The sequence below is a fragment of the Paenibacillus lentimorbus NRRL B-30488 genome (genome assembly GCF_000411595.1).
In the GTDB taxonomy this organism is placed as follows: Bacteria; Bacillota; Bacilli; order Bacillales; family Bacillaceae; genus Bacillus; species Bacillus velezensis.
In genome coordinates, this window is sequence record NZ_ANAT01000006.1 from 217,727 (window position 1) to 233,159 (window position 15,433).

Sequence of the window (15,433 nt, forward strand, 5' to 3'; positions counted from 1 at the left end):
CTTTTTCGCCCCGTAAGATGTTTTGGTCATTGCCGTTGATAAAATCCTGCAGCTGACGCTTCAAATCGTGATGATCATGACTGATAAAAACGGCTCTCTCTTCCATCGCTTCACGTCCGGTCTGATACGTAAATGCCAGATCATGCAAGGAAACATCGTTTTCGGCTTCATCCAGAAAGCCGGATAAACAAGATGCATAGGCAGTAAGACGCTGCTTATTTCTCGCTGACAGCGGAACGATATAAGGCGGCTGTCCGTCATTTAATCCGCTGATCGTTTTGTTTTCATACTGTTCAAAAATGGCGTGTGCGTTTGTTCCTCCGAGTCCGAATGAGCTTAACGCTGCCCGGTGCGGCGTCTCTCTCTCCGGAAGCGATTTTCTCTTATCCGCCACATAAAACGGCGAACCGCTGAATTTGATATTCGGATTCGGTGACGTGTAATTAATGGTAGGCGCCAGCTCCCGATGATATAAACTCATGGCGACTTTGATGCACCCGGCCAGACCTGCTGCTGTATCCAAATGTCCGATATTCGTTTTTACGGAGCCGATCCCGCAATACTGCTCCCGGTCCGTGTAACGTTTATACACTTGCTGCAGCGCGGACATTTCAATCGGATCACCCAATGTCGTTCCAGTGCCGTGCGCTTCGATATAGGAAATCGTCTCCGGGTGAATATTCGTGCTGTCTAAAACATGCTGGATGACGTCAGTCTGACCTTTTACACTCGGTGCGTAAAAACCGACTTTATCCGCTCCGTCATTGTTCAGACCGATGCCTCTGAGCATGGCGTATATGTGATCTCCGTCCTGAACGGCTTGCGACGCCTTTTTCAGCAGAATGACGGCCGCTCCTTCTCCGCCCGCCATACCGTCGGCTGAAGCGTCAAATGCCTTGACATGCCCGTCGCTTGAAAAATTCAATCCGTTTTGATGCACATAGCCGATGCTTGTCGCTGCATGCAGAGTTGCTCCGCCGACGAGCGCGTATTCCGATTCTCCGCTCGTTATACTTTTATAGGCTGAATAAAGACCGACTAATGATGATGAGCAATTGGAATGAACGAAATAGCTTGGCCCTTTTAATCCGAGCTTATGGGAAACCATCGTCGGAATCGTGCCGCTTTGCGCTAACACCCATGAGACATAGCCATCGGGAGATTCATGGCCTTCTGTCGTTTTTCCGGTAAAAGCGACCGATACGAATTATTGCTTGCCGACATATATACGCTTGTCTTCGGAATCTCTTTGGATACATATCCGGCGTCCTCGACGGCTTTCCAAGAATGAAGCAGCAGAAGCCGAAGCTGAGGATCCATAAATTCTGCGTCTTTCGGAGAAATGTGAAAGAACTCAGGGTCAAAGAGATCTTTTCCTTCTATCGTCGATAATGCCGGCACATAGTCGGGATTTTCGATCAAATCTTCAGGCACGCCGGCTTCCCGAAGTTCTTCTTCCGAGTAGAACCGGACGCTTTCCTTTCCTTCTCTTAACTGCTTCCAAAACTCATGATGATTTTTCGCGCCGGGGAACTGGCAGGAAATCCCCACAATCGCCACACTGTCATCAAAGTAAGACGGCACCCCGTTTTGCGGGGTTTGTTCTCTTTCTCTCTCATCTTGGCCGGGCGCCTCTGATTCAGCCGCCTGTTTTGTTTCAACAATAAATCGGCTGATCGCCTGAATGGTAGAGTGTTCGAATAAATCCGTGACGGTAAAATCGCATTCCAGCTCCTGTTTAATGCGTTCTGCCGCCGCAACAGCCAAAAGCGAGTCGCCTCCCACATCGAAAAAGCCGTCTTCGGTTTTGATGCCCGCCGTATTCAGCAGGTCTTCCCATATTGCGGTCACTTTCGCTTCCGCTTCTGATAACGGCAGTCTGCCCGTCTTTTCAGACCTGTGAACGATTACCTTGCGCTGTTTTAGGTCTTTGCGGTTCACTTTTCCGCTCGGTGTTAACGGCAGCGCATCCAGACGGATAAAATGAGCAGGCGCCATATAATCCGGCAGACTCGATAAAAGATGGTTGCGGAGCGCTTTTTCATCAGCCGTATGACCGGAGCGGGCCGTATAATAAGCAATCAGCTTTTTATGTCCGTTCTTTTCCTGAACAACAACCGCCTGATCAAGAATGTCCGGATGTTCGTTCAATTTCGTTTCAATCGCTCCCAATTCGATGCGGAAGCCGCGAATTTTCACCTGACTGTCAATCCGGCCGGCATATTCTATATTTCCGTCAGGCAGCCATCTGGCCAAATCACCTGTCTTGTAAAGTTTTTCTCCTTCACTAAACGGATTATCAATAAATGATGCCGCCGTCAGCTCAGGCTGATTGTAATAGCCTCTGGCCAGACCGGCGCCGGCCACGCAAAGCTCCCCGGCCACACCGTCAGGGACGGGGCTGAGCTTTTCATCGACGATATAAAGCCGTGTATTGTGAATCGGTTTCCCGATCGGCGTATTCCTGCTTGTGATTTCCTTTTGGCCGCAGCTGTAGTAAGCGGCATAAATAGATGTTTCCGTCGGGCCGTATATGTTTTCAATTCTGGCATGTTTGAAGATGGAAACTGACTTTTTGACTAAATCTTTCGGAAACGCCTCACCGGCCACCATCACATATTTCACAGGGCCGTCTTCTGTAAATGCCGTATGCCGCTTTACCGTTTCCAGAAATACATTAAACACGGCGGGAGCAAAATTCAGATGCGTGACCTGGTGGGTTTGGATGTATTCCATGCAAAGCTGCGGATTTTTTTCTGCACCAGGCGGCAAAATGACAACCCGTCCGTTTCCGATAAACCAGCCGAATAATTCAGAAATCGAAACGTCAAATACGTAATTCGTTTTTAACAAATAGGCATCCTCTTGTGCGACCGGATACTCAGCTTCCAAAAAATGCAGCGTATTCATGATGGCCCTGTGCTCAACCATGACGCCTTTCGGTTTTCCCGTGCTTCCGGACGTATATAGAATATAAGCGAGATGATGCGGTTTTGAACGCGGCGTCAGTTTTGCCCCGCTGACAGAACGTCCGCTGTTTTCAATTTCCACCGTGCTCACACCGCCGACGGCCAACTGTTCAATCATGCCGCGCGTCTTTGCTTGCGTTAATACGATTGAAACGCCGCTGTCAGTCAACACGTGCGCCATCCGTTCGTTTGGAAAAGCCGGGTCCAGCGGCACATACGCGCCTCCCGCTTTTAAAATGGCGAGGATGCCGATGACCATCTCAAAAGAACGCTCCGTACAAATGCCGACCGGGCATTCCGGTGTGACGCCCTTTTCTTGCAGGTGCACAGCGAGCGCCGTGCTTCGTTCATCTAATTCGCGATATGTAAGACTGTTTTTACCGAATGTGACGGCTTCTCTGTCAGGGTGGCGTCCGGCTTTTTCTGCAAACACTTCATGAATGCAGCGCTCATTCGGCTGATGGGATGAACGGCTTGCTTCACGTTTTTGATTGAGCAGGCCGGAACAGGCTTCAAAAGTGATCTCCGGATCAGAAAGCACCTTTTCTGCCAGTTTCATATAATGCTCCGCCATCCGTTCGATGAAAGAAGGGCTGTAGACATCCGGGTTGTACAGAAATTGCAGGACGGTTCCTGTTTCTTTTTATAGACTTCAAGCGCAAGCTCAAATTCGCCTTCCTGATGAATGTCTTCTATCATTTCGATGCCGAGTGATTGATATAGTTCCGCCAGCTTTTCCGCTCCTTCTGTCCGGAAGAAGTTTTGATAGAAAAACGCGGTTTGAAAAACAGGCGAAACCGCAGGCGAGCGTTCCGTCTTCAATTCTTTGACAAGCGCGGGAAACGGATACGCGGCATGGTCCAGCCCTTCTGCCAGTGTCAGCTGCAGCTCCTTCAAAAACGCCGTAAAGGATTTGGCGCCCGTCTCCCTGCTTCTGACCACGATCATATTAATAAAGTATCCGATGACAGACTCAAATTGAGCCTCAGAGCGCCCCATCGTCGGCATGCCGACGATGACATCTTCCTGATTCGTATATTGATAGAGCAGCCCTTTGAAAATAGCGAGATACACAACGGATTCATTGACATTATGTTTTTGGGCGCACACTTTAATCTGCCGGTTCAGTTCATCAGGAAGCAAGCGCTGATACGCCTGCCCTTTGCAAGTTTGAACCGATGATCTCGGATAATCCGACGGAAGCTCAAGCACCGGCAGCGGTCCTTCCAGCTGCTTTTTCCAATAAGAGAGATGCGTTTTTCCCGCTTCGCTTTCCAGCAGCTCTTTTTCCCATTTCACAAAATCATGATAATCTGCGGCCTGCTGAACCATGGCAGGTTCTTTGCCTTCACTTGCTTTCACATAAGCGTCCAGCAGCGCCGACATAAACGTCATAAGAGAGACGCCGTCAAAAATGATATGGTGAATGGTGATTAACACAATCGGCTCCCGCTTCGCCCGCCGGAATACATGAACACGCAGGAGCGGCCCGGTTTCAAGCGCGAACGGTTCTTTTGCTTTTTCTTTAATAAACGAAAGAACGTCACGCCCGCTTAATTCAGAAAGATCCATTTCTTCAATCGGAAAATGCCGATCCGTATCTTCTATCTGATACGGAAGGCCGTTTTCCTCTTTTATCACACTGGTCAAAATAGGGTGCTGGCGCTGCACGGACAAAAGGGCGTTTTTGAATGTCTCGATATCCAGCTTTTGAAAACGAAAGCATAACGGAATGTTATATGCGCTCATCTCCGGAAACATTTTCTGAAGCATCCACAAACCTTTCTGGCCTTCAGAAAGCGGACGTTTTGCAGTTGTCCGCTTGAAAGCCTGAAGCTTTTGTTCTACTTCAGCGATGGTGAGCGTTCCTGATCTGTAGGCATCGAGAAGTTCTTTATGATTCATAGGTCTTACTCCCTTCTATGATGTCTTGCACTCTTTTAAAATCTAATGTCCCCTCAGAGACCTGTTTCATCATGGCGATGATCTCCTGATCCGTATACTCCTTGTTATCCGGAGCGGCGGCTTCTGTTTCGGTTTCTTCCGTTCGGTAAAACGTTTCGATCGTTTCTTTGTGTTCTGTCAGGTAATAGCTGATGACGTCTCCGAGCGTGGCATAGCTGTAAAATAACGCCGGAGTAACTTCAATGCCGTAATGACTCGACAAAAGAGCGGCAAATTTGGCTAAATAGATGGAATCAAATCCGAATTCCGCCCAGTTTTTATGCAGGACGAGTTTATCTTTAGATATTTTCAGCAGACTGTGTATCAGCTCTTTCAAATCCGCTTCGAGCCGTTTTTCCGTGCTTTCTTCCGGGATGCGGCGGCTCACGGTTTCCAAAAGCGCATCCGGTTTTGATGAATCGTCCCGCCGTATGCCTAAAAATCGTTCGGCACGGCTTCTTTTGCCGGCAATGACAAGGCACTGGGTGTTGTCTTGAGAAATGATGCGCTCAAACAGCTCAATGCCTTCATCTGTTTCTAACAGGCGCTGGCCGCTTGATTTCAGGTACATGCCCGTCGTCTCTTCACCGCCGACGGCCATTCCGCCGTTTTTCCAGACCGGCCAGTTTATGACAAAAGCGTTTCCGCTTTCGGATTGTTCGTTTTTATAGCGGGCATACGCCATTTGGAACCTGTTCGCGACCGCGTAATCACAGCAGCCGAAATCTCCTAAAACAGCCGATGTGGATGAAAAGTAGCAGATGAAATCAGGCGTTTCGTTTTTCAGCCACTCGTCAAGAAGCAGGCTTCCGTTTATTTTCGGTTCAAGCGTACTGCGGAAATTCCCGATTTCATTTTCAAAGACGGATGTTCTGCTTTCGATGCCCGCCGCATGAATGACGCCGTGAATGGCTCCGAATCGTTCTTTCGCGCGCTTGATGCAGTCGCCCATTCCGATCGGATCACAAACATCGGCTTCGGCGTAAAGAACACCCGCGCCGAGATTTTCCAGGCCTTTCATTTTTTCTTTCTTTTCTTCATTGATCGGCGACCGCCCCGTGAGAATGACATTTGCCTGGTAGTTCCGGGCGAGATGGCGGGCAAATAAGTAGCCGAGCCCTCCTAATCCGCCTGTAATGAGATATGTTCCGCCGGTTCTGATCCTGCCGTTTTCTTTCGTTAGTCCGGTTGGTTCGGTGTGATAGACATATCGTTTTCCCTCTTCCAAGAAAACGGTATGGTCTGTTTCAGCTTTCAGCTCATCCCAAATGGTTCTCATCCAGTCCGTTATGGCCGCACCGGCTTTTCTGAAGTGGCCGGTAACACTTGTTTTCGGAAGAACAATGCCGAGCGAACGCTCAAAGCCGATCCATGATTCCAAGTAGCACCTTTCCAGACCGGATGCATATTCCCCCGCCAATAACAGCCTTTCCGGCTGCAGACCGGTCTCAGCCATTGCTTTGAGAATATGGACAATACATGAATAATCTTCGATGCAGCTTTTATCTTCAAGCGCCCATAAATACAAAATGGCAGAAGCTTCACCGTACTCTTTTTGAATATCCGCAAAAGCGTTCACATATGATTGCGGATCTTCCCGCACCACTTGGCAGCGGCCGGCGGACAAGGCCTCATACCGGTCTCCCTGAGCGATAAAAATAACGTCAATGTCACTGTCATACGATTTGATCACAGAGACGGCTTCCTGCTGCTTCTTCTGATCAGTTAAGAAAGAAATCACCGTTTTGACTTGCTTTTCTCCGGCAGCCGGCAGAGCCTGTTCTTTAAGAACTTCTCTAAAAGCCATTACTTCAAACTGCTCCGCCGGATCAGTTTCATCAGCCGGCGCCTTAACGGGCGCAGCCTTGCTTTGTACAGGCTGCTGATGCCAGAAGCGTTCTTTCGCAAACGGATAAGCAGGCAGGCTGATGCGGGCCGGAGGACGGTCTCCGTATAATTTCGCCCAATTGATGTCCAATCCTTTTACCCAAAGCTCAAGCAGCTTAGAATATTTTCTTTTGCTGATCCAAGCGTCTATGATGGTTTCCATATCATCATCCGCCGAAAATACGGCAAGCATCCGTTTGTTTTCTTCCGTGCCGTCACGGTGCAGTCCGGCGCTGTTTTGTCCGGCGCTGTTTTGTCCGGCGATAAATCCATTCAGTTTTTCTTCAAGTTCATGAAGTGAATGGACGATAAAACCGAGACGCTCTTCCATCGGCACCCGGCCAGTCTGGAGAGTAAAGGCTATGCTCATAAGATCGCGGCCGCTGTATCTTTTTTCACGGATGGCGTCTCTGAGCTGTTTTGCTTTTTCAGTGAGCCGTTCGCTGTTTTTTGCGGACAGGACGATGATGGCGGGCTGATCTGCCGGCGTCTCATCAGGCACTTTGTCTGCCGTATATTCTTCTATGATGAGGTGGGCGTTTGCTCCTCCCGCGCCGAAGCTGCTTAACCCCGCCCTTCTCGGAAGCTCTTTGCCGCCGATGACGGGACGTTTCCACTCACCGAGCTCCTGCTGAACGGCAAACGGCGTATACGCGAAATCAATATTTGGATTCAGCTGTTCCGCGTGCAGGGACGGCGCAATTTGGCGGTCTTTGAGCTGGAATAATATTTTTGTCAGACCCGCAATGCCCGCGGCGCTTTCACAATGGCCGATATTTGATTTTGCTGAGCCGATGGCGCAAAACTGTTTGTCTGTTGTATCCTCTTCAAATGCTTTCGTTAATCCGGCGATTTCAATCGGATCCCCTAATGCGGTCCCCGTGCCGTGGGCTTCAATATAACTGACGGTGCGCGCCGGGACATTTGCCCTTTCGAAAGCTTCTTTTATTAAGGCGGCCTGCGCATTCGGATTCGGAACGGTGTATCCGTTCGTTTTGCCTCCGCTGTTAATGGCGCTACCTTTAATCACACCGTAAATGTGATCGTTGTCGGCAATCGCTTGCTCCAACGGCTTTAATACGACCGCGCCCACCCCTTCTCCGTCTACAAAACCGTCCGCGCGGTCTCCGAATGATTTGCACGTGTCGCTTGCGGAAAGCATGTTCATGACTGACAGATTCATATAATGGATCGGGTCGGTCACTATGTTTACGCCCCCGGCAATCGCGCATTCGCTTGAACCGCTGTATATGCTCTCAAGCGCCAGATGAATGGCCGTCAAAGAAGAGGAGCAGGCTGTATCAACGGCAATGCTCGGCCCTTGGAAATCAAAAAGGTAAGATACCCTGTTGGCAATGGACCAGTAGCCGTAGCCTGTCGGGTAGTTTTTGTTCATCGCGCCGGCAAAAACACCGATTTTTCTGCTTTGGCACAGATTGTCAGGCGTATAGCCAGCATCCTCGATACTCGCATACGCCGTTTCTAAAAATAATCGCTCCTGCGGGTCCATTCGCTCCGCTTCCAAAGGAGAAATCTGAAAGAACAGCGGATCAAACTTGTCCATATCCTCAATGAAGCCGCCCCATTTCGTATAAATAGAGCCTTCTTTACCTTTCTCTTCATCGTAGTAATCCTGCCAGTTCCAGCGTTCCCGGGGAATTTCTTCTATGCAGTTTTTTCCTTTTTAATATTATCCCAAAGCTCAGCCGCTGTTTTTGCCTGCGGGTAGCGTCCTGAAACACCGATGATGGCCACGTCGCGAACCGAACTTTGCCGGACGGGCTCTTTGGCTGCCCGCTTTTCCCTCCGCCGCCAGTCAGTGCGAAGCGGCTTAGCCGGCTGTACAGCCTGCGGTTCTGGTGATGCCTTCCGTTCTTCCTGAACAGGCGTTTGTCCCGTCAGTTTGATCATCGCGTCTTTTTTCGTTTTGATTAAGTGAGCGACGAGCGCCTCGATCGTCTGATATTCAAAAAATAAAGTGCTGCTGACTTGGTCCAATACATTTCGTAACGCGTTTGTCAGCTGTACGACGACGATAGAATCAATTCCGTATTTTTCAAGCGGCGCTTTCGGATCAATTTGAGCCGGCGGAATTTTTAATGTTTCTCCGATTAACGTTTTCAAGTACTCGGTGCTTTTTTCTGTTAAAGACGTGTCGCCTTTTTGCACCGTTGTTTGCGCCTGAAGTTCCGGCGTATATGCTGCTTTTGGCGGAGCGGTCCGTTTTCCGGCCCCTGATGTAAGCGTTTTTTGGCGAACAACGCCGTTGCTTTTTGCCGCTATAATCTGATGGCTTAATTCATGTGCCGCTTCTGCCGGGAAGAAGACAGAATGCCAGCCTTCACTTTCTAACACGCGCTTCCAGCTTTCCGGATACAAGCCCGGGCACCCCGGAATACGAAGGGCTGAATCTTCATGCAGCCACCAGCCTTCAAGCAGTCCGAAAGTAATATGCGGGAACAGGCTGTTTCCCGCCATTTCATTTAAGAGCAGCAAACCGTTGTCTTTTAAAACGGCTTTGGCGTTTCTCAGCGTCTGGCGGATGTCTTTCGTCGCGTGGAGCACATTGGCGGCAACGACGATATCGTATGCGCCCGGCTCTATGTCCTGGCCGGCAAGCGGCGCTTCTGCGTTAAAAAGCTTATACGTCAGATAAGGATTCCGTTTGCCGTATTCCGTCTCCGCATGCACGAGAAAAGCTTTCGATACATCGGTGTAACAGTATTCTTTTATATGGTTTTGATACGGCCTAAGCTTTTCAAATATGCCTGCGCTTGTGCCGCCTGTGCCCGCTCCGATTTCCAGTATGCGGATCTCGGCTTTTGAATGTTTGCTGATGTTTTCTTTCACATAAGCCGTTAATGTATCTGACAGAGCGCTGTTAAAGTAATCCGCGACTTGATTGTGCTTATAAATTCCTTCAACAAGTTCCATTGAAGAGTGCGGGAACATGATGTCAGTCGCCGGCACGTCTTCGCGCAGAATGTCCGGCAGTGCTTTAAGCATCGTCTCGGCTAAAACAGTCATCGCTTTTGTATCGGCGTTATTGAGCCATTCCTCTTTTTCCTGCTCCCATTTTTGCCATAGCGAGGCGGTTGTGTCTTCGGCTCGCGCCGACAAATTATATGAATCCGCATTCCCTTCCAGATAACCATGTTCCAGAAGGAAAGCGATCGTTTGATTGAGCCATTTTTTAAAATATTCGTGTTCGGGCTCATACGCTTTAAGGCTTTGCGGCGTCAGCAAGTCTGCTTCTTTAAGCTGGGCGATCAAAAGCTGATACAGAAAATCATCGAGCTTTTGATGTTCAGCCTCTTTTACAAGACGTGCGCCGGGCGGAGCGGCCTTCAGCTGTTGTGAAGAGACAAGCGGCTGAGACGGATAAACGGAAATTTTTTCTGTTTCACTCATCCCTTCGACTGCGACCGGTTTTGTCGTATGAATGAAAGCCGCTTGATCAACCGGCAGCGTCATAAGGGTTTCAAGCGCCTCCATCGCAGCGTCCGGTTCGATCAATCCCAATCCGATCTGATCCATCAGCTGAATAAAATCTCCGTCTTCAGCCGCTTCGCTGTTGCCCCAATAGCCCCAATTCATGACTTTGACCGGACAATTCCACGTCTGATCAAGTTCTTTCGCAAATGCGTCACTGAAAGCGCATCCTGCGGCATAGTGGCTTTGTTTCACGTTATGGATAAATGCCACAAGCGAGGAGAAGAAGAGCGCAAAGTCAAGCGGCTCCCGTCCAAATACCTCCGCCATGGACACACTGACATCGGCTTTTGCCCGCAGCACCGATTTGAACTCTTCTGTCTTCATATTATTTAAGCTTTGCTCAGACAGATCCATTGCCGAGTGGATGATTCCGTTCATTTTTGTGTGACGCTCTTTTATAAACTGATAAGCCCGCTCTAAGGAAGCACTGTCAGCGGCATCGGCGGAAACATATTCAGGCGCCGGGCCGAATGCGCTGAGCCGGTCGAGTTTCGCCTGTATGGAATCATTCAGTGTGCTTCTTCCGATCCAAATGATGCGTGCTTTGTAGCGGCGGATCATGTATTCACTCCATGCCTCGCCAAGATATCCGGCGCCTCCGATCACGGCATAAACCCCGCCTGTTTGGTACAGCGTGCCGTTTTTCGGCATATTGACAAGCGGTATCAGCTGCCGCTCAAACAGCTGCTGATTGCGGTACGCCCAAATTTGACCGTTTTTTCCGGCAGAAAGACTGAGCGCCTCTTTGATCGGCCAGCTGCCGTCCGTTTCCGTGTCAATCATGCGGATATTCCAATGCGGATATTCTTTCGCCATTGTTCCGGCAAGTCCGCTGACTGCGGCCTGTGACGGGTCGGCGCTGTCTTGATCGGAAAACGGCTGGGCATTTGCTGTGACGATGCACCAGTCCAAATGTTTTTCTCCGTACCCCAAGGCAAGTAATGCTTTCATCAGCTTGAACACATGAAGAACGTTTCTTTCCTGTTCCTTGAGGCTGCAAGCACTCTCAGCCTGCGGAGCAAGCCAAATGATTTGCTCCAGTTCTTTTTGTCCTTCAAGCATGTGCGTAAGAGATGTGCTATCATCCGTACCTCTGATCGGATAATAGGAAGCGTTCGGCAGATGTTCTTTTATGCGCGTATGCATTCTGTCAGTTTCACCGAAAACCGCAGTCTGCTTTTCCGCCGTTTTTGCTTTCTTCGTTTTTTTAAGTGCAACGGGCTCCCAAGCCGGAATCAGCATCGTATGGCCGACAGGCGCCTCCGGGGTTTCACCACCTGCTGTTTGGCCTGTGTCAAGCGCCCGGACGGACGCGCCTTTCATCCGGACATAAACCGTACCGGCATCATCGCACATATCAATGTCAAATTTTCTTACGTTGTCATCTGCTTTGCTGCCTTCTGTGTACCGGATATATGACCAGATATGTTCAGGACACGGCCCGAACACTTCCACTTCCTGCATTGCAAACGGCAGAGAAAGCTCGTGGCTGTCTGCATCGTCATGTATTGAGCGGACAAGCAGACCGACTGAGGCGTGAAAAGCGGCGTCCATCATACTCGGGTGAAGCGTATACTGTTCTTTATTGTCATGTACGGCAGCCGGGAGTGAAATACGGGCCAATAATCGGTCTTCTCCGATCAGCAATTGCTGTACGCCTCTGTATGCCTCTCCGTAATCCAGACCGATCTTCTCAAAAGCACCGTAACATTCTTCCGCGGTCACGGTCCCTGAATTGCAGGAAGCTTTGACAGACTCGATATCAATCTGGGCGCTTCCCAGTTCGGTAATGACCGCTTCACCCTGGCTGTGAATAACCGGATCTTCGCCGTTTTCTGCCTCACTGTATATTTCATAGGTAATCTCACCATTATCTTCTGGGTAAAGGGCAATATGTATTTCCTTCGGTTTGTCTTCAATCATGACCGGCCGGACCCAAACAACCTGCCTGAGTGTGACGCTATAGCCTTTTTCCGTCACGGCAGCAGCCTTTTTGACCGCCTCTCTGGCCATTTCCAAATAGGCGACACCCGGCAGTATTTTTTGCCCGTTGACGACATGGTCAGATAGGAAAAATTCATCTCCAGTAAAAAGAGACGTGAAGCGCTGCTGCGAAAAATCTGACGTATTTTCTTGTAAAAGCGGATGCAGCACTGTGCCTGACGGGCTTTTCTCCTGTTTTTTCTGCTGCGGAATCCAATAGCGTTCTTTTGCAAACGGATACGTCGGAACGCTTGTTTTACGCGGTTTACCCGAAGCGTACAGCCTATTCCAATCTATTATTTTCCCTTCTGCCCATAACTCGGCAAGCCGTATTGGATCATCCGTCTCAGGAGCGGTTTCGCTCAGTTCCGGCAGCTCGGCTTGTCCGCGCCAAAGACCGGGGATGTTTTCGTTTCCTTTTACGAAATCATTCAGCTTTTCTTTCAAGTCGCGGGTGTCATTTACAAGGAAGACAGCTCTCTCCTCCATTGCTTCACGTCCTGTCTGAAGTGTATAAGCCAGTTCAGACAGCACCGTCTTTTCTGAAAGCGATCGGGCTAGTTTTTCCGCATAGGCCAGAAGCCTGTCTTTATTTCTTGCTGACAGCGGGATGAGTTTTGCTGCATCGTTCTCAGGTGCAGGCGCTTTTTGTTCAGGCTGAATGTATTCTTCTAAAATGATGTGGGCGTTCGAACCTGATGCACCGAAGGAACTGAGTCCGGCCCGGCGCGGATAATGTGTGACTTTTCCATTTTCTTCGGCTGCCGGCTGCATCCACGGAGCAGTCTGCTGCTGTACGTAAAAAGGAGATCCCTCAAATTTCAGGTAAGGATTTAATTCCGCAGAATGCAGTGATTTGACAAGCGTTTTGTGATGAAGCTGCAGCGCCGCTTTTGTTAACCCGCTGATTCCCGCCGCTGATTCTGCGTGACCGATATTTGATTTGACCGAACCGATGGAACAAAATTGCTGATCCTGCGTCCCTTGACTGAACGCTTTTGACAGACCTTCAATTTCAATCGGGTCTCCTAACGAAGTACCCGTGCCATGGGCTTCCACATAACTGACGGTCCGCGGGCTGATACCTGCTTTTTTCAGACAGGCCTTAATGACTTCTGCCTGTGCAGCAGGACTCGGGACGGTAATTCCGCTTACTTTCCCGACGTGGTTAACGGCGCTTCCTTTAATGACCGCGTAAATGCGGTCGCCGTCTTGTTCGGCTTTTTCCAGCGGCTTGAGCAAGACCGCACCGACTCCTTCTCCGGAAACGTAGCCGTCCCCGCCCTCGCCGAATGTACGGCAGCGGCCGTCACTTGAGTGCATGCCCACGCTTCCGTAGCTGAGATATTTCGCCGGGTGCAGCGACAAGTTCACCCCTCCCGCAAGCGCGGCTTCACATTCGCCGCGGCGGATGCTTTCAATGGCCAGATGGACGGCGGTCAATGATGATGAACAAACGGTATCCACCGCGATGCTCGGCCCGTGGAAGTCACAATAATAGGACACTCTGTTGGCGATCTGCGCATAATTCAGTGAAACCGGAAAAGGATCAGTTTCAGATAATTGTTCTGCGCCGATTAAGGAATAATCTTTATGCATCACCCCTGCAAATACGCCGATCGGATGCTGTTTCTCCCCTTTATTTCCCAGCGTTTCAGGCGTATACCCCGCATCTTCAATCGTTTCCCAGCATGTTTCTAAAAACAGGCGCTCCTGCGGATCCATCGTTTCCGCCTCACGCGGTGATATTCTGAAAAACTGCGGATCGAAACAGTCGGCATCGTCAATGAAACCGCCCCATTTTGATACTGTTTTTCCAGACGGGGACGTTACGTTTTGATATGTTTTCCAATCCCATCGGGACTTCGGAACTTCAGTGATGCAATCCGTGCCTGCCTTAAGGTTTTCCCAAAACTCCGCCACACTTTTCGCTTTCGGATAGCGGCCGGCCATTCCGATAATCGCGATGTCTCCGGTGTTTTTATGAAGTTCTGGCGCGTCCGGCGCCTCAGCTTCAGACCGTGATGGTTCGGCTGCACGTTCCTCCGCATATTCAAATGAACCAGTCTTTTTCAGAAAGGCTGCGAGTTCTTTTATATTTGTATATTCAAAGAGAAGAGTGGGCGCGAGGTCCGCACCCGTCTTTTTACTGATATCCTGTACAATCTCAAGCAAAGAAGATGAATCCAGCCCAAGCTCATAGTAGCCTGCAAGAACGTCCAGCGTCTCCCAAGTCTGCCCAAGCTTATCAGCCAAAAGCTTCTTTAAAAACAGAATGATGTCTTTTTCATCTGCGCTTTCCGGCTCAGCTGCAGCCTGTTGATTCTGTTCGGCTGTATTCGCGTCTTCTTCGAGCCGAACCGCTTTTCCCGTAATGTTTTTAAGCTCCGCCACCTTTTGTCCGGATCGGCTGAAGTACTCGATCGTCATCGTTGTGAGTTCTTTTTCCTGACGGACGCCGGAAGCGGCGATACGCGCCGTGCATTCTGATTGAAGCCTGTCAGCGGCCGTGAACGATTCATAATATAAAGGCAGGTGAAGCCGGTTTGTTTCTGAAAGCAAACCGCTCCCCCCGATCCCGCTCGCATCCAAAAGGGCCGGATGGAATAAAAAGAAATCTTTTCCTTCTTCGCAAGAAAGCTCAGCCAGCATGCCGCCTTCTGTTTCGTACAATCGTCCATTCGATTTCATCATCCCGGAATGAACCAAGTCATGATCCAGACAGCGGTTATACATGTCATCAAGATTCAGAGACCTGGCTGACTGCTTCACATCGCCGAAATCAATGGTTTCGTCAAATGTGACGGCGTCTCTTTTCACCATTTCAGCCGTCGCATATTGTATATTGTCTGACAGCTCGTCACCTTGCTGTTTCTGCCCTGAAAGGGAGATGAGCCACTTTCCATCTCCGCTATCAGAACATTGAATGGTCAGAATGATTGCAGCCGTTTCACTGACGGTTAAAGGCTGATAAATCGTAACGTGCTTCAATTCAAGCTCATTGTATACATAACCGTGTTCCTGAAAAACCTGATAAATCAAATCGATATAAGCAAGACCGGGCAATACCGCTTCACCAAAGACCATATGGCCTTTCATGATGGGATGATCCAGTGAGATATTGATTTTTTCCGATATCATTCCTTCCCACTCCT

1 protein-coding gene and 2 pseudogenes are annotated in these 15,433 nt (G+C 49.6%); all 3 read right to left on the reverse strand.

The window, feature by feature from the left end; all coding sequences use genetic code 11:
* Window positions 1–63: 63 nt before the first annotated feature.
* Window positions 64–3,543, reverse strand: a pseudogene (locus D368_RS19900) (hybrid non-ribosomal peptide synthetase/type I polyketide synthase); the annotation flags it as partial.
* Window positions 3,525–4,874: a condensation domain-containing protein gene (locus tag D368_RS19905; protein WP_486129212.1), complete on the reverse strand. Its 1,350-nt coding sequence runs from the start codon at window positions 4,872–4,874 to the stop codon at window positions 3,525–3,527. The gene D368_RS19905 and the pseudogene D368_RS19900, both read right to left, overlap by 19 nt.
* Window positions 4,864–15,419 (reverse strand): annotated as a pseudogene (locus tag D368_RS03925) (type I polyketide synthase). Before D368_RS03925 ends, D368_RS19905 begins: the two are co-directional and overlap by 11 nt.
* Window positions 15,420–15,433: the final 14 nt, after the last annotated feature.

Excerpts from the sequence above, each read along its gene's own strand:
- D368_RS19905 (WP_486129212.1), bottom strand. The coding sequence starts at position 4,874 with ATGAATCATAAAGAACTTCTCGATGCCTACAGATCAGGAACGCTCACC.